General features: G+C 29.9%; 20 protein-coding genes. 16 read left to right on the top strand and 4 right to left on the bottom strand.

Going from position 1 to position 20,116, the window contains the following annotated elements; genetic code table 11:
- The first annotated feature begins 53 nt into the window (after window positions 1–53).
- Together pepF and ACZ41D_RS11855 are read left to right on the top strand one after the other, a co-directional pair.
- A complete protein-coding gene (pepF, locus tag ACZ41D_RS11860; protein ID WP_464151619.1) occupies window positions 54–1,862 on the top strand; it encodes an oligoendopeptidase F in 1,809 nt (602 codons plus the stop codon).
- A 238-nt stretch (window positions 1,863–2,100) separates the two neighbouring features.
- Entirely contained in the window at window positions 2,101–2,934 is an 834-nt protein-coding gene (locus tag ACZ41D_RS11855) for a DegV family protein (RefSeq protein WP_464151618.1), read from the top strand.
- A gap of 25 nt (window positions 2,935–2,959) precedes the next feature.
- Here the strand turns inward: ACZ41D_RS11855 and ACZ41D_RS11850 are convergent, their stop codons facing one another.
- Window positions 2,960–4,333, bottom strand: a complete 1,374-nt coding sequence (locus tag ACZ41D_RS11850; RefSeq protein ID WP_464151617.1) for an MATE family efflux transporter — start codon at window positions 4,331–4,333, stop codon at window positions 2,960–2,962.
- A gap of 134 nt (window positions 4,334–4,467) precedes the next feature.
- Here ACZ41D_RS11850 and ACZ41D_RS11845 point away from each other — a divergent pair, with 134 nt between their 5' ends.
- The 10 genes from ACZ41D_RS11845 to ACZ41D_RS11800 all read left to right on the top strand — a co-directional run bounded on the left by ACZ41D_RS11845 (window position 4,468) and on the right by ACZ41D_RS11800 (window position 13,722).
- Window positions 4,468–5,433, top strand: coding sequence for an aconitase X (locus ACZ41D_RS11845; RefSeq protein ID WP_464151616.1), 966 nt, complete (start codon window positions 4,468–4,470; stop codon window positions 5,431–5,433).
- Between the two features lie 61 nt (window positions 5,434–5,494).
- Window positions 5,495–5,950, top strand: a complete 456-nt coding sequence (locus tag ACZ41D_RS11840; protein ID WP_464151615.1) for an aconitase X swivel domain-containing protein — start codon at window positions 5,495–5,497, stop codon at window positions 5,948–5,950.
- A 4-nt stretch (window positions 5,951–5,954) separates the two neighbouring features.
- The gene (locus ACZ41D_RS11835) at window positions 5,955–8,120 is read left to right on the top strand and encodes an oxidoreductase (protein WP_464151614.1); all 2,166 of its coding nucleotides are present in this window, start codon (window positions 5,955–5,957) and stop codon (window positions 8,118–8,120) included.
- A 136-nt stretch (window positions 8,121–8,256) separates the two neighbouring features.
- Window positions 8,257–8,418 (top strand): hypothetical protein, encoded by a 162-nt coding sequence (locus ACZ41D_RS11830; protein WP_464151613.1) that lies wholly within the window; start codon window positions 8,257–8,259, stop codon window positions 8,416–8,418.
- A 421-nt stretch (window positions 8,419–8,839) separates the two neighbouring features.
- On the top strand, window positions 8,840–9,004 hold the full coding sequence (locus ACZ41D_RS11825; RefSeq protein WP_464151612.1) for a group II intron maturase-specific domain-containing protein: 165 nt from the start codon (window positions 8,840–8,842) through the stop codon (window positions 9,002–9,004).
- A 75-nt stretch (window positions 9,005–9,079) separates the two neighbouring features.
- Window positions 9,080–9,493 carry a type II toxin-antitoxin system Phd/YefM family antitoxin gene (locus tag ACZ41D_RS11820; protein WP_464151611.1) on the top strand — a complete coding sequence of 138 codons (414 nt, stop codon included), beginning with the start codon at window positions 9,080–9,082 and terminating at the stop codon, window positions 9,491–9,493.
- 1 nt (window position 9,494) lies between these two features.
- Complete coding sequence (locus ACZ41D_RS11815) at window positions 9,495–9,860, top strand: type II toxin-antitoxin system RelE family toxin (protein WP_464151610.1); 366 nt, start codon at window positions 9,495–9,497, stop codon at window positions 9,858–9,860.
- Between the two features lie 168 nt (window positions 9,861–10,028).
- Complete coding sequence (locus ACZ41D_RS11810) at window positions 10,029–11,306, top strand: ATP-binding protein (RefSeq protein ID WP_464151609.1); 1,278 nt, start codon at window positions 10,029–10,031, stop codon at window positions 11,304–11,306.
- Window positions 11,303–12,154: a response regulator gene (locus ACZ41D_RS11805; RefSeq protein WP_464151608.1), complete on the top strand. Its 852-nt coding sequence runs from the start codon at window positions 11,303–11,305 to the stop codon at window positions 12,152–12,154. The genes ACZ41D_RS11810 and ACZ41D_RS11805 overlap by 4 nt, the downstream gene beginning before the upstream one ends.
- Before the next feature lie 221 nt (window positions 12,155–12,375).
- On the top strand, window positions 12,376–13,722 hold the full coding sequence (locus ACZ41D_RS11800; RefSeq protein WP_464151607.1) for an alanine/glycine:cation symporter family protein: 1,347 nt from the start codon (window positions 12,376–12,378) through the stop codon (window positions 13,720–13,722).
- A gap of 58 nt (window positions 13,723–13,780) precedes the next feature.
- On the opposite strand, the gene ACZ41D_RS11795 is transcribed toward ACZ41D_RS11800, so the two are convergent.
- The gene (locus ACZ41D_RS11795) at window positions 13,781–14,173 is read right to left on the bottom strand and encodes a helix-turn-helix domain-containing protein (protein ID WP_464151606.1); all 393 of its coding nucleotides are present in this window, start codon (window positions 14,171–14,173) and stop codon (window positions 13,781–13,783) included.
- A 115-nt stretch (window positions 14,174–14,288) separates the two neighbouring features.
- On the opposite strand from ACZ41D_RS11795, the gene ACZ41D_RS11790 reads away from it, so the two are divergent.
- The 3 genes from ACZ41D_RS11790 to ACZ41D_RS11780 all read left to right on the top strand — a co-directional run bounded on the left by ACZ41D_RS11790 (window position 14,289) and on the right by ACZ41D_RS11780 (window position 16,352).
- Window positions 14,289–14,483, top strand: coding sequence for a hypothetical protein (locus tag ACZ41D_RS11790; RefSeq protein WP_464151605.1), 195 nt, complete (start codon window positions 14,289–14,291; stop codon window positions 14,481–14,483).
- 123 nt (window positions 14,484–14,606) lie between these two features.
- On the top strand, window positions 14,607–14,864 hold the full coding sequence (locus ACZ41D_RS11785; protein ID WP_464151604.1) for a hypothetical protein: 258 nt from the start codon (window positions 14,607–14,609) through the stop codon (window positions 14,862–14,864).
- A 51-nt stretch (window positions 14,865–14,915) separates the two neighbouring features.
- Entirely contained in the window at window positions 14,916–16,352 is a 1,437-nt protein-coding gene (locus ACZ41D_RS11780; RefSeq protein ID WP_464151603.1) for an S-layer homology domain-containing protein, read from the top strand.
- Between the two features lie 26 nt (window positions 16,353–16,378).
- Here ACZ41D_RS11780 and yyaC read toward each other — a convergent pair whose 3' ends face one another.
- Window positions 16,379–16,897: a spore protease YyaC gene (gene yyaC / locus ACZ41D_RS11775; RefSeq protein WP_464151602.1), complete on the bottom strand. Its 519-nt coding sequence runs from the start codon at window positions 16,895–16,897 to the stop codon at window positions 16,379–16,381.
- Window positions 16,898–17,126: 229 nt separating this feature from the next.
- On the opposite strand from yyaC, the gene ACZ41D_RS11770 reads away from it, so the two are divergent.
- Entirely contained in the window at window positions 17,127–17,279 is a 153-nt protein-coding gene (locus ACZ41D_RS11770) for a hypothetical protein (RefSeq protein WP_464151601.1), read from the top strand.
- A 6-nt stretch (window positions 17,280–17,285) separates the two neighbouring features.
- On the opposite strand, the gene ACZ41D_RS11765 is transcribed toward ACZ41D_RS11770, so the two are convergent.
- On the bottom strand, window positions 17,286–20,099 hold the full coding sequence (locus tag ACZ41D_RS11765; protein ID WP_464151600.1) for a phosphodiester glycosidase family protein: 2,814 nt from the start codon (window positions 20,097–20,099) through the stop codon (window positions 17,286–17,288).
- Window positions 20,100–20,116: the final 17 nt, after the last annotated feature.

Below are 20,116 nucleotides of genomic sequence, written 5' to 3'. Positions count from 1 at the left end.
TTTATACTATAATTTATTTAGATGCTCGAAATAAAATCAAAGGGGGTATATGTATGAGTAATGTATTGTTAGAAAGAAAAGATGTGGATAAGAAATTTACATGGGATTTATCAGCTATTTTTAAAACAGAAGAAGAATATAATGAATCTATAAAAAAGATTCAAAAACTTACGGAAGAGATTGAAAATGAATTTAAAGGAAATTTAAAAACTGCAGAAAAAATTAATGCTTGCTTAGATAAGATGAGAGTATTGTACCAAATAGTTAATCTTGCAGGTGCTTATTGTCACCTTGCAGTTTCAGTAGACCAAACTGATGCAGAAAATTTAGAAAGAAAGGCTAAATTTTCAAATATATCATCAAATATTATGAGTAAAATAAGTTTTGTAGAGTCTGAAATAATACAAACTGACGACAAGATAATTGAAGAAGCTATTGAAAAGTCAGCGGATAATGCTAATTATTTAAAGGAAATAATGAGGAAAAAGAAACATGCACTCCATCCTGAAGTAGAAAAGACATTATCTGCACTTTCTAGTACTTTAGATTCTCCTTATCAAATATACAATATGGCAAAATTGGCAGATATGGATTTTGGAACCTTTGAAGTAGACGGTAAGGAATATCCATTAAGTTTCGTATTATTTGAAGGAAAGTGGGAATTTGAAAGCGATACTAAAATTAGAAGAGCTGCTTTTGAAGCATTTTCTAAAAAATTAAGGGAATATCAGCATACAATCGCTGCTGCTTATCAAACCCAAGTGCAGAAAGAAAAAACTTTAGCAACAATTAGAGGCTTTGACTCAGTTATAGATAGCTTGCTATTCCCTCAAAAAGTAGACAGGGAATTGTACAATAGACAAATTGACTTGATAACAGAGTATTTAGCACCTCATATGAGAAAATTTGCTAAACTAATTCAAAAAATTCACGGGCTAGAAGAAATGACTTTTGCAGACTTAAAATTAGAGGTAGACCCAGAATTTGAGCCTGAGATAACTGTTGATGAAGCAAGAAAGTATATAGAAGAGGCACTATCTGTTCTAGGGGACGATTATTTACAGATGGTTAAGAGAGCATTTAATGAGAGATGGATAGATTTTGTTCAAAACAAAGGAAAATCTACAGGAGCATTTTGTTCAAGCCCATATGGAACCCATCCATACATATTGATCTCTTGGACTAAGAAGATGAGGGAAGTGTTTGTATTATCCCACGAATTAGGACATGCAGGGCATTTTTATTTAGCACATCAAAATCAAAATATATTTAATACAAGGCCTTCATTATATTTTATAGAATCACCATCTACAATGAATGAAATGCTGATGGCAAACTATTTAATGAAAAATACTGAAGATAAAAGAATGAAAAGATGGGTATTATCATCAATGATATCTCGTACCTATTATCATAACTTTGTAACTCATCTATTAGAAGCAGCTTATCAGAGAGAAGTTTATAAGATAATTGATAATGGTGGTTCTGTTCAAGCACCTGTATTAAATAAAATAAAGAGAGAAACATTGGAAAAATTCTGGGGAGATGCTGTTAAAATCAACGATGGTGCAGAACTTACGTGGATGAGACAACCGCATTATTACATGGGATTATATTCATATACATATAGTGCAGGGCTTACCATAGCTACGCAAGTAAATAAGAGATTTTTATCAGAAGGGCAAAGTGTTCTAGAAGAGTGGAAAGAAGTATTAAAAGCAGGAGGTACTAAGACACCTATAGAATTAGCTAAAATGGTTGGAGTAGATATAACAACTGATAAACCATTATTAGATACCATAGAACATATAGGCAATATAATAGATGAAATAATATCATTAACCGAAGAATTAGAGAAATAAAGAGGGTATTAGCAATAATATCCTCTTTATTTTCTTATATAAAATCCGTTGCAAAAATTTCACATTAGTAGATATATTTAATAATGAATTTTAGTAATATGTCTATAATTAAAGAAATTGCATAATTATTATAAGATTAAATTATTTTATTATGCAATTTTTTTATTTGATTTAAATTATATATTATTGGTAAATATAATAGTATAACAAATAAAAATTTAGAGGATGAGGTGTATATATGGAATATAGGATAGTAGCAGATAGTAGTTGTGATTTAAATGAAGAACTAAAGGAAAAATTAAATATTGGATTAGTTCCTTTAAAGATAAATATTGGGGAAAAACATTTTGTTGATGACGAATCCTTAGATGTTAAGGAATTATTATTTGATATGAAGAATAGTTTAGAACCGCTTAGAACTTCATGCCCTTCACCTATGGATTTTATTAAAGAATATGAAAAAGCTGACAATATTTTTGTTGTAACATTATCTTCCCAATTAAGCAATACATATAATAATGCTATTCTTGCGAAAAAAATGGTTTTGGAGAGTAAGGAGAAATTTATACATGTATTTGATTCATTAAGTGCTTCAATAGGCGAAACATTAGTAAGCATGAAAATAGCTGAGCTTATAGAGGCAAAATGCAATAATTCTGATATAGTAGAGAAAGTAGAGGATTACATAAAAAAAATGAAGACATATTTTATATTAGAATCATTAAATAATCTTGTTAAAGCTGGTAGAATAAATAAAGTTAAGGCGAAAATTGCTTCTATTTTATCAATAACTCCTATTATGGGTTCAGATGAGAATGGAGATATTAAATTAGTTCAAAAAGTAAGAGGTAGAAAAAAAGCATTTAGCAGACTTGTTGAAATAATTGGAGAGGAAGTTTTGAATCAAGAAGAAAAGATATTAGGTATAGCCCATTGTAATGCTCCTGAGAAAGCTAAAAGTTTAAAGGAAAAGATACAGAAAAAATACAATTTTAAAGATGTAATAATTGTTGAAACTGGAGGCTTAAGCACTGCTTATGCTGATGATGGAGGCATAATAATATCATGTTAAAACACATGGGATTTCCCATGTGTTTTTATACTCTTTTAGTTTCCCAAGTACCTTTTTTATATGAAGCAGTTATTACTATCATTTCTACTATATCAGCTATTAAGAAGCTGACCCATACATATATTACCGATAGGTTAAATACTCTAGTTACAAGGTAAAGCAGTGGTACCTGTACAACCCATCTAGAAAGAATACTAGATATCAGGAAAGGTATATTGTGGCCTGAACCTGAAAAAACTGAAGCTAATCCCATTGCGATACCAATAAGTACGAGTGCTGGTATCATTATACGTATCATTGATATACCAATTTGTATTACATTTATATCGTCAATAAATATTTTCATTACTTTTTGAGGAAAAGAAACTGCAAGTATTGTCAATGTACTTAGTATTACAAAATTTATAAAAGCAGCAAATTTTGCTGTTTCCTTTGCCCTGTCTATATTATTTGCCCCTAAGCATTGGCCTACTATAGTACTTGCACCCATTACAATTCCCATAATTGGCATAAATGCAAAATTAAATAGTCTTCCTCCTATTCCCATAGCAGCAACTGCGTCAGTTCCATATACAGATATGAATTTTAGCGTAAATACGCTAGCTAGATTTCTGCAGAGCATTTCTATGCCTGTTGGTAACCCTATAGTTAGAAGTTTTTTGTCTATATCCCAATGAAGTTTAAAAAGTCCTTTTAGGCTGATTTTAACCATAGATTTTCCTTTCAATAATATTATAAATCCTAAGGAGAAAGCTATTATTGTTGATATAACTGTAGCTAATGCTGCACCAAATACTCCCATATTCAAACCTTTAATTCCTATTAATGGAATTGTATCGAATATAAATACTGGGTCTAATATTATATTTATTATTGAAGAAGTAAACATGATGTGCATAGGTGTTTTAGCGTCACCAAGGCACCTTAATGCAGTATTTACTGAATAAGATGAAAACATTATAGGTAAAAAGAAAATTCTTATGTATCCATAGTCTAATGCAGCATTTATTACTTCTTGTTCACTTGAAAAAAAAGTCAACAGTGGTCTTAAAAATAGTATCATTATTACAGATGAGATTATTGCTACAAGTGCTTTAAAAGTTAGTGTTTGTTCTACAGATTTGGTTGTTCTTTCTTTATCTCCTTTACCATAACTTTGAGATATAAGTGAAATAGAGCTAGTTCCTATGATTTCATTTAGTATTTCAACTAACCAAAAAACTGTTGAAAAGATAGTAACGCCTGCTACAGCTGAGGAAGAAATTCTTCCAATCCATATCATATCAACTATATCGTATACTGATTGCATTACAAATCCCATCATAGTAGGAAGAGATAATCTGATCAGGTTTTTCTTTACATTTCCTGTAATCAAGCTATTATTTTCTATATTGTTCATTGCTACACTCCTTAAGTCAAAATTTAGAATCACTAAATACCTATTATAAATATATTATTATATTTGTTTGAATGCTTCAATAAGACTACGAAAATGTAAAATGCAGTATCCCTCAGAAAATAGTATTTAAAATAATGTATGGAAAGCAAAAAGAATATGAAGAGCAATTAAAAAAAGTTGGGTTAAAGGATAAGAAAGCCTTTACTTGTACATGCTATTTACCTGAAGTAGGCAATATACCAAAAAAAGGAGATATATTGTCCTGGGCTGAGTCTTCGGCTGTTGTTTTTGCAAATTCTGTATTAGGTGCAAGAAGCAATAGAAATTCTGGGGTTATAGAGCTTTTATCAGGTATAATAGGAAAAACACCTGAATTTGGTTTGCTTACTGATGAAGGTAGAAAAGCCAATTGGCTTATTGAATTAAAAACATCAAAACTGCCTAATGCTCAGGTTTTAGGAAGTGCAATTGGTATGAAGGTTATGGAAGATGTTCCTTATGTAGTTGGTTTAGACAGATTTCTAGGTTCAGGTATTAATGATACTACTATTAATTATCTTAAAGATTTTGGAGCTGCTAGTGCTTCAAATGGAGCAGTTGGGCTTTATCATATAGAAAACATTACTCCAGAAGCAGTAGAACAAGGAAGAAAGTTATTGAAACAAGATTATAGAGTTTATACTATAGATGATGATGAAATCAAAAGAGTTATAGATAGTTATCCTGTAATTTGGAAGGATAAGAATGCAAAACCTAAAATTTGTTTTATTGGATGTCCTCATTTGTCATTATCTCAAATTTATCAGTGGACAGATGATATTTACAATGCTCTTAAGAAGAAAGGCAGAAACAAGGTAAAAATAAGAACAATTTTAAGTGCTGCACCAAATGTGATTGACAAATTTAAAACAAATGAGAATTATTATAAGAAATTATTAAGTACAGGAGCAAAGTTAACTTATATTTGCCCATTGATGTATATGAATAATCCTTTATGTGCAAAGCAACCAGTTATTACAAATTCAAATAAATTGAGAACATATACTACAGCTAGGTTTTTCTTAGATGATGAAATATTAGATTTAATCACAGAAAATTAAGGGAATTGCGTAATAAAATATTTTACTACGTAGTCTCTTAATCATAAAGGAGGAGATAATTTTGGAAAAAGTATTTAAAGGAAGACCTGTTTTACCTGGAGATATAATAGGCGAAGCAGTAGTTACACACGAAGGGTTAAATATTCTAGCTACATTTCAGAAAAGTGCATTAAAAAAATCTAATAAGGCCATATGTGCGGACCAAAACAATAAAGATTTATATAATAAGGATTTAACGGATAAAATTATTTGTTTGCCTAAGACTATTGGTTCTACAACAGGAGGGATGGTTTTAGAAACAATAGCAAAGCTCGGCATAGGACCAAAGGCTATGCTTTTTTCTGAACACATTGATTCTCTTGCTGCAGCAGGAGTAATATTAACTGATGTGTGGATTGGTAAGAGGATTGTAACTGTTGACCAGCTTGGCGATGAATTTCTTAACTATGTAAAGGATGGATATAATATTGAGATTAAAGAAGATGGTATGATAATAATAAGAAATGAGGAGGAATAGTCTTATGTACAAAAAATTATTTGAACCAGAGTATATAGGACGGTGTAAAGTAAAGAATAGGATCATTATGGCTCCTATGGGGAATATCAATATGGCAGACCCTATAGGAAGACCTTTGCCCAAAATGATAGATTATTTTGCTGAAAGAGCAAAGGGAGGCACAGGACTGTTAATAACTGGATTGATTCCTGTATCCCAAGGGATAGACCCTACAGTAATTGAAGACAACGATACAACATATTTTCCCAGGATAGATGGTTCTTCTAGGACAAGGCTAGCTGGATGGAGGGACTTGGCTTCTACTGTTCACTCTTATGATTCAAAAATTTTCATACAGTTAACTGCAGGTCTTGGAAGGGTTGGTTCTCCTGAACCTGCTCTTAAAGGAAAGATATTAAAGTCAGCTTCCATAAATAAGAATTTTTATGTTCCACAATTACCTCACTTTCCTTTTACTGACAGAGCAATTAGAAAGATTGTCAAGAGCTTTGGCCAAAGTGCTATTAATGCTAAGGTTTCAGGCCTAGATGGTGTACAATTGCATGGGCATGAAGGATATTTAATGGATCAGCTTACATCATCTCCTTGGAATAGAAGAAAATTTGGAAGGTATAGGAATAAATTTCAATTTGCTATAGATGTTGTAGAGGAGATAAAGAAAAGATGTGGAGATGATTTTCCTATTATATATAGAGTTGATTTAACACAAGCATTAAGAGAGTCATATGGTGATGAAGTTTTTAATAAAAAGTTTAAGGGTATGGAGAGAACTATTGAAGAAGGATTAGAATTTTGCAAAGCTTTAGCAGAAGCAGGAGTAGACGCTTTTGATGTAGACAAAGGGTGTTATGATAACTGGTTTTATCCACATCCGCCGGCATACTTTAATGATATACCTTATGTTGAAGAAATAGCTGGAAGGCTTAAAAAATATTTTGAAAAAGAAAATATTAGTGCAAAAGTTATTGCTGTAGGGAAAATGGGAGATCCTAATAAAGCGGTGGAGGTTTTAGATAATAACTGGGCAGATTTTATCATGCTAGGGCGTCCTCTATTGGCAGACCCATATTGGCCACAAAAAGTAAAAGAAGGTAGGATAAAGGAAATAAATCACTGTATAGGAGATCAAGAAGGTTGTATACAGTCATTCATACTAGGTGGACATCCTTGTTGTACTGTTAATCCATATACTGGATTTGAAGATACAAAAAAGCTTGAAATAGCTACTAAAGTTAAAAATATTGCAATAATTGGTGGAGGACCTGGTGGGTGCGAGGCTGCAAAAACATTATTTAAGAGAGGACACAATGTTACATTATTTGAAAAGAAAGATAAATTAGGAGGACAATTATATTTAGGCGGTAAACCTAAAATTAAACATGATGTAGCAAAATATATAAATAATCTTCAATATCAAATGGGTCTTCTTGAAAAAGAAGGATTAAAGATAGTATATAACAAAGAAGTAAAAGTAGAAGATTTAAAGGATAAATATGATGTGATAATTTGCAGCAATGGTCTTAAACCTTTTGTGCCTAATATTGAAGGGATGAAAGATATAAGATATATAGAGTCTAGAGAATTTTTAGAAAAGGACATGGCATTACCTGAAGATGTGAAAAAGGTAACTATAATAGGCGGAGGGGTAGTTGGTTGTGAGATTGGCTATACATTAGCATATGAAAAAGAAATAGATGTAACCATAGTAGAGATGCTTCCAAACCTTATGACAGGGGTTGTTCATGCAAATAGAGCTATGATGCTTTGGATGATGATGGGCAAAGGAAGTCCTTCAGGGAAAAAAGAAGATGCTATAAAGAAGCCTATTACAGTATATACAGCATCAAAAGCTGTAAAGTTTGAAAAAGGTAAAGTATATATAAAGGCTAACAAAAAAAGAGAAGATCCTTACCAGCCTTGGAAAACATTAGTACCAGAGAACATACATAATCCTTTTGATAAAAAACTAGACCCTGAAGATGTAGAAGATATTATCATAGATACAGATTATGTTATATTTGCAACAGGTGGCAAGGCTGATGACTCATTGTACTATAGTTTATTAAAAGAAAATGCAGCTAAAGAAATTTATTGTATTGGAGATGCGAGGGAACCAGGTAAAGCATGGGAAGCAATAAACTCTGCTAATGAGATCGCTAGATTTATCTAAATATTAATTATTATTCTTTTAGTAGTTGTGGGTATTGTTACTTTAGGATTAGCAACTATATTTATATACAAACAAGTTTTTGAATGACAAAATTCAGAAGCTAAGGGAGAGTTCAGAAATAATTTCAAATGAAGTAATGTCTATATCAAGTGTTACTGAAGAAACTTCTGCTTCTGTGGAACAAGTGACAGCTAGTGTAGCAGAACAAAATGGAAGAATAAATAAAATAGTTGCAGACTTTAAAGAATTAGAAGTATTAAGCGAAAAGCTGGATAGATTAGTTAATGAGGATAATTAAATAGAGAAAAATAAGTTGTTTTAAACAAATAATAGCAGGTAGATTTTTTTATATCTGCTATTTTGTATGTACGCCCAGCATGGGCGCAACAAGTCAAAGTCCAATAACTACTCGGAATTAACTGTAGTTTATGTGGCAGATGTATGGAGAGGAAGATTGCGCTCTTACCTTGGGAGGTATCATGGACATAACGGGAGCAATACAAAATTTGCGGTTATGGTTTTCGACCGAAATGAGGTGCACACGATGCACTGAAACTATGCTAGAAGAATATAAATGATGGTTATGTATATGTCGTAGACATGGATTTAGAGAAATTTTTTGATACAGTATGTCAAAGCAAACTTATTGAAGTATTATCACGTACCATAGATACAAAGGGAAATGTGAACTAAGAGTACACCTAAAATCAATAAAGAAAATGAAAGCGAAATTAAAAGAACTCACATCAAGAAATAAAGGATGGGTGAACTACTTTGTGATGGTAGATATAAAACAATTGCTTAAGAGTACAGATGAATGGCTACGCCGTAAAATAAGGGCAATTTATTGGAAACAATTAAACATTCATGAAAAAGTTCAATAAAATACTATTGAATTTATTGATGCTTATGTGTATATTATAAGTATAAGAATCATATAATGAAGGAGAGAGAAGAAAATGAAACAAGATGTTGTTATGAATAATTTAGAAAGGAAGAATATTTTTATGTCAGATAAAACAATAGGAAATTTAAAGCATATTATAAATAAATTTATTTCTATATCTGATTTAAGTCGAGGCAAAGCTTCGAAAGTAGTACAAAATGTAGTGAAAAATGAAGATCAATGTATAATCATAAAAAATAATAAGCCAGAGGCAATTATACTTTCTCTAAACGAATATTTGGAGCTCATTGAAATTAAGGAAAAATTACATGAATTAGAGGAAAATATTGAACTTATTCAAATGGCTAATGAAAGAATTGAAAAATATACTTCTAGCGACACTATATCACATGAAGAAGTTTTAGACAGATATGATTTAAGTGAAGAAGAAATAAATAGATTAATGGATTCTGTGGAGATAGAATAATATGTGGCATGTTAAGTATATCGATGAAGCTATAAAGGACCTAGATAGTCTAGACTTTTATTTAAGAAAAATGGTTTTGGCTGGTATCAAAAAAGTAAGTGAAAACCCACTACCTCAAAATGAAGGCGGATATGGCAAGCCATTAGGAAACAAGAATGGGAATAACTTAACAGGGTTTTTCAAAATTAAATATAAAAAAATCGGTATAAGAGTAGTTTATACTTTGGTTAGGGATAAAGAAATAATGAATATAATTGTTGTTTCTAAACGTAAAGATGATGTTTGTTATAAGGAAGCAGAAAAAAGAAAGAATAAATTTAAAGATAAATTATTTAAAGATTTGTTTCATAGTATAGCTAAAGAATAAGAGTCAAAGTGTAATAAAGTATGCTTTGTCTCTTTTTTCTTTAAGTGAGGAAATTGCATAATAAAATAATTCAAGAAATTTTGCAATTTCCTCAAGTATCAAAGCCTTTATTGAAGATACAAATTATTATATACTTATAGCAGTAAATATTTTTAACGAGGTGTGAATATGGGAAAAGCAAAAAAACATGTTTTAGCAATAATAGCGATAACTGTAGCTTCTCAAATAGATTTATCTTTATTTACGCATGACTTTATGATTTCCGGAGGAATTATCGCATTTTCAATAATTTATTATTTTTACAGAAAATTAAATACAATAATTACTGGTGTTATATCAGGAATATTTGTTTATATATTAAGAGTGCTAGTCTTTATGATAGGAGGAGGAACATTAGGACAAGGGTTGATATCATTTTTCCCTGAAGTATTTTTTTACATAGTTTTTGGAACTTCTATAAATGTGCTTATGGGAAAAGGTTTTACGTCGAAATTAAATAATATGCTTTATATAGTTTTTATAAGCGATATTCTTTCTAATGGAACAGAAATGTTTATGAGAGCTCAAGTAGGACTAATAAAGTTAAATTATGGCATTATGTGGACACTATTAATTGTTGCAATAATCAGATCTTTTATAGTATGGATTATATTAAATGGATTAAAATATTACAAGATATTACTCATTAATAGAGAAAATGCTGAAAGGTATAGAAAATTTTTAGTAATTTCTTCTAAACTAAAATCTGAAATGTATTTAATGGAGAAAAATATGGATTATATTGAAAAAGTTATGTCAAGAGCATATGGACTTTATGAAAAGATTATTAATAAAAGAGAAGAAGATACTTGGATAGAAGATTCTATCAATATAGCTAAAGATATTCATGAGATAAAAAAGGATTATCAACTAGTTCTTTACGGGGTAAAAGAGATAACTGAAATAGGAGTAAAAAGTGATGGAATGAATTTTAATGATATTATTGACATACTTAGTGAAGGAATGGTGAATTTTACTAAAGACAAGAGTATAAAAGTTAAATTTCAAGTTAAAGAGGGTGAAAATTTTTTTACATCATCACATTTTTATCTAATATCTATATTTAGGAATCTTCTAATGAATGCTTTAGATGCAGTACGTGAAAAAGGTGAAAAAGGGGAGATTTACTTAGTTCATAAAACTAATGAAGATAATCATATTTTTAAAATTACAGATAATGGTACAGGTATAAAAGACGAGGATTTAAAACACATATTCTCTCCCGGTTTTTCTACTAAAATAGATTATAATACAGGCAATATAAATAGAGGATTAGGACTGACCATTGCTAAAGATATAGTAGAAAACAGGCTAAAAGGTAATATAAAGGTATATTCGAGTATAGGAGATGGGACTACATTTGAGGTTAGTATTCCAAGAAAATCTTTGGAGGTGGATAATAGTTGAATATATACATTGCTGAAGATGATTTGAACATTGTAAATATATTAAGAAGGATTATAAACGATAGAAATTTAGGTAATGTTGTGGGGTTTGCTATGGATGGAATATCTGCCAAAAAGGAGATACTAGAGCTAAATCTAGATATAGTATTAGTTGATTTGCTCATGCCAGGTAAAGATGGAATTCATCTTGTTAAAGAAATAAAAGAAGTGAAAAGTGATATTGAGTTTATCATGATTTCTCAGGTTTCATCTAAGGATATGATTGGTAAAGCATATCAACATGGTGTTGAATACTATGTATATAAACCTATAAATGCTTTAGAGATTGAAAATATTATAAGAAAAGTATCTGAAAGAATAAATCTTAAGAGAGCTATAGGTCAGATTCAAAGGCTTGTAAAAGTTGATGATATAAAACCTAGTAAAGTTAATAATAATAAAAATGACGAAAATAAAATAGAATGGAAAATAAACAAAATAATGCAAAGGGTAGGGATTATTGGAGAGGCTGGAAGTAAGGATATAATAGATGTTGTAAGCTATCTTGTTAAAAATCATAAAAACATGAATGATTTTACTATTACAGAGCTTTTAGAAAATTTTACTGACCAGACAAAGTCAATGGAACAAAGGATACGAAGAACAGCAACAGTTGGTTTGATTAACCTAGCTAATTTAGGTATTGAGGATTATATGAATGAGACATTTGTTGAGTATTCAAACGGACTTTATAGTTTTGAACAAGTTAAAATTGAGATGGATTATATAAGAGGTAAAGGAAGGAAAAGAGGAAAGGTAAATTTGAAAAAATTTTTGGATGGAATGGTATTTTATATTATAGAAGATTAGAAGTATGGGGCTTTAGCTCTTTTTTTTTATGCAATTTCCTCAACTGATAAAAAATTAACAATTTTAAATTATAATTTGATACTTTTTGAAACTTCACGTAACTAAGAATATATACTCTAATTAAAGGAAATCAAGAACCAATAAAAAATAAATTCCACATTAAAATTTTATAACTTTACTTATTTTCTCAACTAATTAAATCTACTATTAGGAGGTAAAAAATGAATAGTGATGCGTTATTAACCTTTATTAAAAGTATTAATTCTTTTTTGTGGGGCCCAGTATTACTTATAGCATTATTAGGAACAGGAATTTTATTTACTTTTAAGCTTAAGTTTATACAAGTAACTAAATTAAAAACTGCTATGAGGCAAATATTTAGCAAGCAGGAAAACGAATCCAAAGAAGTAGGTTTGTCATCATTTCAATCATTAGCTACTGCAATAGCAGCACAAGTTGGTACAGGTAACTTAGCTGGTGTAGCTACTGCTATAGTATCTGGTGGACCAGGTGCTATATTTTGGATGTGGATAAGTGGTTTTTTTGGTATGGGAACGATATTTGCTGAAGCTGTATTAGCTCAGTTATTTAGGAAAAGTGATAATGGGGAATTAGTTGGTGGTCCGGCATACTATATTAAATATGGACTAAAAAGTAAGTTTTTAGCAGGATTTTTTGCTGTAACAATAATTCTTGCATTAGGTTTTATGGGAAATATGGTTCAGTCAAATTCTATAGCGTTAGCAGTAAATAGCGCATTTAATACTCCTAGAATTATCGTGGGAATATTTATTGCAATTCTTGCTTTTATGATATTTTCAGGTGGTGTAAAACGTATAGGTTCATTTACAGAAAAAGTTGTACCTTTTATGGCTGTATTATATATAATTGGAGCACTTATTATTATTTTTATTAATTACTCAAATATCATTCCAGCATTTAAGATGATTGTATATGGTGCATTTAACCCAAAAGCTGCTACAGGCGGATTTATTGGCGCTACTGTTAAGGAATCTATAAGATATGGAGTAGCTAGAGGATTATTTTCTAATGAAGCAGGAATGGGTTCAACACCACATGCTCATGCTGTAGCAAAAGTTAAAGATCCAGTACAACAAGGACTTGTAGCAATATTAGGTGTTATAGTTGATACTGGAATAGTATGTACACTTACTGCACTTGTAATATTAACTACAGGCGTATTAAATACAGGATTAACTGGAGCAGAATTAACTCAAAAAGGATTTGAAGTAGGTTTTAGTAGTTTAGGAAATATAGGAAGTTATTTTATAGCAATTTCACTGTTTTTCTTTGCATTTTCAACTATAATTGGTTGGTATTTCTTTGGAGAGATGAATATTAAGTATTTGTTTGGAGTAAAGTTTGTTAAGTATTATAGAATAATTGTACCTATTATGATTGTTTTAGGAACAACTTTAAAAGTTGATTTTGTTTGGGAGCTTGCAGATACCTTTAACGCCCTTATGGTAATTCCAAACTTGATTGCTTTAGTTGGACTTTCAGGATTGGTTGTTAAAGCTGTAAATAGTTTTGAAAGTAAAAATTAATATATTAAGTTTATTATTTGCAAAGTGGAGATGCTGATAAAGCTATCTCCACTTTGTTTTAGAAATTTTCTTTAAACAATTTTATAGTTGCTGTTATTTTTTCGATTGTTTTTACTGGCAAAGTATCTACTTCTTGAAAGAGCTTTTCTAAAGCTTTATTTTTTTCATATTCATACTTTTCTGACATTTCTTTTATTCTCCCAAAGTTAAGATATGTATTAAATTTTTTATCATTAATTTTTATTCTTACATTTGATAAACCTAATAAGTAATCTAATGAAACATCAAAGAAATTTGCAAGCTTAATTAAAAATTTTTCATCATTTGGAAATCTCAATCCATTTTCGTAATTGCTTATGGACTGTCGGCTTACATTTAAGATTTTTCCTAATTCCTCTTGTTTTAGTTCTCTTTCCTCTCTTAATTGTTTTAGTCTATTGCCAAATGACATTTAAATCACCTCGTAGATAATCCTAGCATAGGATATATATGTTATTATTGAAATGCTGCAAAATGGGGAATTTTATGATAAAATAATTACAAAGTCCTACATAGGGGGAGATATTGTGTTTGACAAACTAAAAAAAGAACTAATGAAAGACATTATACATCAAAATGGAGAAAAGAATGAAGAAAAAATTTATGATAAATTAGATTATGTTTTAGAAATGGCTAGTAAAGATATAGTTTATGACCATCTTATATTTCAAAAAGATGTAACATATGAAAAATTTGTAGATATTCTAAAAAAGTTAATTTAAAAAGTAAAATAAATGTACATATGCCAAATAAGTTAGATTTTAGTTGTATCTAGTTTTAAAATGTGATAAAATCCTTTATGAAATTTAAACAATTTTTACAATATATAAAGGATGTGTAGTGGCATGTTTTCTGAGGTTAAAACTAAAATAGAGGAGGATATATATATAAGAAAAGGAGTAAGGATTGATGTCACAGAAGAAGAAATGTCACAAGCCCTCGAACAGATAGGAAGAGACCTAGTCTATAATTACTTATTATATAAAAAAGATGTAACATATGAAATATTTATTGATAATCTTTTTATTTATTTAAATCTTCTTAAACCTCATGAATTGCAGGTTAATCATAACACCCATTATAACTGTAATCCAAAAAATTAGATTGAAAAAATTATATATATTTATTAATAATACGGTCGGGGAGGCAAATTTATGTTAAAGAGGCTATTTAGTTTTGTTTTGAGTTTTATATTTGTATTTGCCTTTATTAATAGTCATGTTTATGGACAAAATACATATACCAATCCTCCTAGAGAAGAACTTGAGAAAAAAATTGAAGATGTAGCTAAAAGAAGAGGCATTCCAAGTGTTATTCTTAAATCTATTGCTAGGGTTGAGAGTGTATTTAAGCAATATAATTCAGATGGTTCGGTATATACTGGAAGTAGAGGCAGTATAGGGCTTATGCAGATTTATAATAAAAACGGTATTTTTGATGATAATAGACTTAAGTATGATATCGATTATAATATAGAAGCTGGAGCAGAGGTTCTTCTATCCAAATGGGCTATGGCTAATGAGATATTGCCTAAAATAGGGAATATGGATCCAAATATATTAGAACACTGGTATTTTGCTTTATGGGCATACAATGGATGGGCTGATAGCAATAATCCTAATACTAATAAAAAGAAGTATACATTTCAACAGTTAGTATATATGGTGGCAAAAAATGAATACGGTCAAGAAATAACACCTATAGATTCTAGCTTATTACCTAAAGAAGGATTGCCAAGTAAAGATATGAGTTTTGAAACACCAGAACAATTCCATGAGGGAGATATAATTAAATATAATATTGGAGATAGGGTAAAAGTAGATACAAACGGTAACTTAAGATTACGAGATGTTCCTGGAGGTAGCCAAATAGCTTTATTAAAAGGTGGTACGATTCTTGATATAGCGGAAGGACCTGTTTTAAAAAATGGATATTATTGGTATAAAGTTCAAAATGAAGAAGATAATATTAACGGCTGGGTTGTAGGAAATTGGATAATTAAAACTTCTGATGATGAATATCCTTTTAAAGATATAAAAAATAATAAGGATAAAGAGTACATATTAAAACTTTATAATGCTGGAATAGTAACTGGAATTGATGGATATTTTTATCCAGATAAATATATCAATAGAGAAGAATTAAGTGTTGTTATTGCTAAGGCATTAAAATTAGACCCAGAGGGTTATTTGATTGATTATAATGATATATATAAAGTTTCTAAATGGGCGTTAAATAGTGTAATTTCTGTAAGTAATCATGGAATAATAAAAGGGTATGAAGACAATACCTTTAGACCTAAAAACTGTGTTACGAGGGAAGAAGCAGCGATTATAGCAACTAGAATTTTAGGCGAGGTAGATATTGATAATGAGGTAGATATTGATAATATTGATAAGAAAATAGATTTGTTAGATAAAGAACAAATTTCTTCAGAAGAAGGGCTAAATAGTATAAGAAGTGTTTTATCAAGAGAAATGATGGAGACTACTGATGGTAAGTTTAGACCATCTGATTATTTGACTAGAGGTGAAGCTTGTAGATTAGTTTCTAAATTGTATGATCTTATAAATGTAGATATCGGTGAATGAGAGTACAATATAATGTGCTCTCTTTTTTAAAATGCGTAAAAAAAGCTTTCTGCTATAGTTTCAGCCATGTCTAAGATGAAAGAAAGTCTTATGTTTTGAAGACTTTGTTTAAAGTCATTTTTAGCACTCCCTATGATACCTACTATAGATATGTCACCTAAAGAAGGAAGTAGCTTTCCTACTCCTTTTCCTGGAACAATAGGTGATTTTTTTATTTGAATTGTCCCTATATTATCTGTTTTCCCCAAGCACGCATCGATAGCTACCACCAATGCAGAAGAATGTTTTGCAGTTATTTCTGCTAATTTTTCTTCAATATTAAGTGCATGGATAGGTTCATGAAGTGTTCCATATACATGAAGTGGTAATCCTCTTCTTTTAAGAATTGTCCCTATTATAGGGCCTAGAGAATCGCCTATACATTTGTCTGTTCCTATACAAAGAATTATAGTATTTTCATCTAATGTATTTCTTAAATACTCTCCAATAATTATTGAGCTTGCGAAATCCTTATAATATATTTCTAGTTGATCAAATTTATTCAAGAACATATCCTCCTTATATAAGGAAACTAGTTTTAAATTTAATAGAAAGTATACTTTCTCTGTTCCTATTTCTTTAATTAATAGAATATATGAGAAAACGAAAGATAATATAACCAAAATAGATAAGTATAAATATAAGACAAATGTAAATACTATAAAATAGTGAAAAAATTGTATGATGGAATTGTAAGATTTTTTGATTATAAGAGATATGAAAGGAGAATAAGATTTGAAAAATAGGAGGGTATTTTATACTTTATTAATTCTTGTGCTTACTATATTTACTGTTGGGACAATACTTACATTGAGAATTAAATCAGAAGATATAGATGTTTATGAAGATATAAAATATGGGTGTAATGATTACACCCATATTTTATGATCAATATTATTCATATAGAGGCAAAATTTCGTAAGTTATATCTCCATTGTTTACGGTAAATTGTATATATTTTAAATCAAATATTTCAGAAGTATTTTGAGGTATCTTATTTTCTATTGACATATACCTTATTCCGTCTCTTAACTCTACATCTGTAGTATCTCCTTGATATATCACCCATATATCTTTACCCTTAAGCTTGTATTCAGAGAGAATTTCATGCAATAAATCTGCTTCCATTTTATCAGTAAAACCTTTATCTCCAAATATAGGTTTTGGCATAAGAAGAAAGATATTTTTTTCAGATGCATTTTCAAGTGAGTTTTTAAGTTCAATCCATTGTGTTGGATTTGTAGATCTTATTCCTCCTTCAGTATCGTCCAATTGGATAAATAATGTATCTTTATGAGTAAATTTAAAGTAACCATTTGTTACTTGAGAAGTAGGATTACTGATTTCTTGTAAAAATTTATTATTTAAATTTCCCATAAATATTGCTAAATCTGATTCATTTGCTTCATCTTTTATTTTATTGGCAATTTGATATTTTAACAAATTATCAAGATTGTCTATTCCGTTAGTCAATATAAATTTGTATCCATTTTCTTCTACTTCTACCTTCTTATTTTTTTCGTCTTCTACCTTAGTTGATATTGGAAGTACCATAGTATTAAATGATGATGGGTAAAGAGCTTTAAGGTCATCAACATATATTTTGCTTTCGTCTTTATGCATTGGGTTTATTTCTACTACATATATTCTATTTAATGTTATAGGGGAAGTTATATGTGCAGGGATATCAGCTGTAACCCACTTCCAACCTTTCCAGTCAATATGGCTTGTAAAATCTATATTATAAGTTTTGTTGTTACTATCAGTTATAGTTCCTCTTAACCAGTTTCCATTTTCATATCCGTAGACCCACATACCTATCTTTTGTGGCACATTCTTTAATTGTATGCCGTCATCTCCAAACTTAATATAAGCAGCTCTAGTAGCATCTGTTTCAGTAAAATCATATTGAAGTTTCACAGACTTTTTACCTTCTTTTGACTTACTACTAAGGGAGATTTTTCCTGTAACATTTTCAGGATATGTTGTGAGTTTTATATTATCTAAATCATCAAAGTCTTCAAGTTGTATTTCTTTATATCCTACGGATACTAGTATACTCTCTACTCCCTTTTGTATTTTTGCAGTTATTGCACCAGCTCCTGCTTTGTCACTGCTATAAAAGATGCCGTCTTTTACACTACCTATATTTCCTGTTATAGTCCAGTCTATATCATTTGGCTCTATTATTGCTGTATAGCCTTCTTTATCTTTACCATATATTGTTCCAAGATCTTTTTCGCTAGATGTATTTATAGAAAATTTATCTGCTGCAAACTCAATGTCTTCTATTTCATCAAGTACTTGTATTTGTATTTCATCAGTTTTTGATCCATATTTTGCTTTTACAGTACCTATGCCTGGTTTAAGTGCAATTAACTTATTATCGTCAAAATCACCTTCTATTCCTTCAATATAAAATTTCACTTTATCTTCATTTATTTCTACAGGGTTATGATATTTATCATATCCTTTTACATAAAATGTTCTAGTAGTGTTTACAAACATTTTTGTATCTTCAGTAAAGATTTTTATGTAGCTTAAAGAGCTTTGAGGTGCATTGTTAAATACCCCTAAACCATTTACTATACTTCGCTCGCTACCGTCAGAAGGTTTATTTACTATTTTTGGATTTTCATCTTCTATTGATTTAACAGCCATAGTTGTAGAACCGCCGCCGTCAAAATTTATTGCATCATAAGCTCCTAATGATATCATAATATCTGCTAAAACTTCTTGACTAACTCCTTTAAAAGAAGTATCTCTGCCATCTATTGTAACTAGCATAAGTTTTTTCTTATCTTTAGTTATACCTAAAGCTGTTCTTGGATGATTTCCTTTTATATTTATTTTAAAATCAGATATTTTACCGTCTTTAACTAATATTGATCCACCGCCGATTGCTGCAGCAATTTTTTCATAATTTGGATTTGTATTTATTTCTAATTTCACATTTTGTCCTATTTTAAAATTATTTAAAAGGGTGTCCTTTACTTTTCCTCTTCCTGAAAGTACATATCCATTTTCAGGTATTTCAACAGGTTCTTGTCCTATTTTTACATCTTTTACAATATCATCTACGATTACTATTTCAATCATATCGTTAAAAGATATATTTCCTAAAGACTTTAAACCCCAATTTTTATCATATAATATGATTTCTTCATGAAATTTGCTTTCTTTATTTACTGCTGATAGAATTATTGGTTCGCCTCCTTCAGGAATGGCCATTAATGTCATATCCCAGTATGAAATAAGTGGATTTTTATCTTTGTCCAATGAAAAAACAGGTAATGCATATTGAGGATTGTTTGGTGAAGATATGAGTTTACCGTTGTTGACAGTAGCTCCTAAGGGGCTTGAATGATTATTAAGAGTATCAAAAAAATCACCATTTATTGCTGCAACTGCATTTTCTTTTTTCATCATATCAGTTAATTTTTCACGGGAAGATATTCCTTTACTACTAATAAGAGTTCCTAATTCTGTGTACTCATCATCTAAGTCTATCCAAAGTACATTTATATTCCACCAACCTTGGGCTCTAAACTGCTGAATATGTTCATGTACTATGCCGCTAGAAATATTTTCTATATTTCGTCTGTCATAAATTAAGAAATTATTATCTGCAAAGCTGTATGTAAAACTTGAAAATAACAAAGACAGAGATGTGATGCCTATTGCTATTTTCTTGATATACCTATTCATGATATCAGCTCCTTATA

Source organism: Brassicibacter thermophilus (assembly GCF_055378355.1).
This window is presented reverse-complemented; position numbering and strand designations above follow the sequence as displayed.

What these genes read in the sequence shown, in the direction of transcription:
- pepF (WP_464151619.1), top strand. Translation starts at nt 54, where the DNA reads ATGAGTAATGTATTGTTAGAAAGAAAAGATGTGGATAAGAAATTTACA.
- ACZ41D_RS11855 (WP_464151618.1), top strand. Translation starts at nt 2,101, where the DNA reads ATGGAATATAGGATAGTAGCAGATAGTAGTTGTGATTTAAATGAAGAA.
- ACZ41D_RS11850 (WP_464151617.1), bottom strand. Translation starts at nt 4,333, where the DNA reads ATGAACAATATAGAAAATAATAGCTTGATTACAGGAAATGTAAAGAAA.
- ACZ41D_RS11845 (WP_464151616.1), top strand. Translation starts at nt 4,468, where the DNA reads ATGTATGGAAAGCAAAAAGAATATGAAGAGCAATTAAAAAAAGTTGGG.
- ACZ41D_RS11835 (WP_464151614.1), top strand. Translation starts at nt 5,955, where the DNA reads ATGTACAAAAAATTATTTGAACCAGAGTATATAGGACGGTGTAAAGTA.
- ACZ41D_RS11830 (WP_464151613.1), top strand. Translation starts at nt 8,257, where the DNA reads ATGTCTATATCAAGTGTTACTGAAGAAACTTCTGCTTCTGTGGAACAA.
- ACZ41D_RS11825 (WP_464151612.1), top strand. Translation starts at nt 8,840, where the DNA reads ATGAAAGCGAAATTAAAAGAACTCACATCAAGAAATAAAGGATGGGTG.
- ACZ41D_RS11820 (WP_464151611.1), top strand. Translation starts at nt 9,080, where the DNA reads ATGAAACAAGATGTTGTTATGAATAATTTAGAAAGGAAGAATATTTTT.
- ACZ41D_RS11815 (WP_464151610.1), top strand. Translation starts at nt 9,495, where the DNA reads ATGTGGCATGTTAAGTATATCGATGAAGCTATAAAGGACCTAGATAGT.
- ACZ41D_RS11810 (WP_464151609.1), top strand. Translation starts at nt 10,029, where the DNA reads ATGGGAAAAGCAAAAAAACATGTTTTAGCAATAATAGCGATAACTGTA.
- ACZ41D_RS11800 (WP_464151607.1), top strand. Translation starts at nt 12,376, where the DNA reads ATGAATAGTGATGCGTTATTAACCTTTATTAAAAGTATTAATTCTTTT.
- ACZ41D_RS11795 (WP_464151606.1), bottom strand. Translation starts at nt 14,173, where the DNA reads ATGTCATTTGGCAATAGACTAAAACAATTAAGAGAGGAAAGAGAACTA.
- ACZ41D_RS11785 (WP_464151604.1), top strand. Translation starts at nt 14,607, where the DNA reads ATGTTTTCTGAGGTTAAAACTAAAATAGAGGAGGATATATATATAAGA.
- ACZ41D_RS11780 (WP_464151603.1), top strand. Translation starts at nt 14,916, where the DNA reads ATGTTAAAGAGGCTATTTAGTTTTGTTTTGAGTTTTATATTTGTATTT.
- ACZ41D_RS11765 (WP_464151600.1), bottom strand. Translation starts at nt 20,099, where the DNA reads ATGAATAGGTATATCAAGAAAATAGCAATAGGCATCACATCTCTGTCT.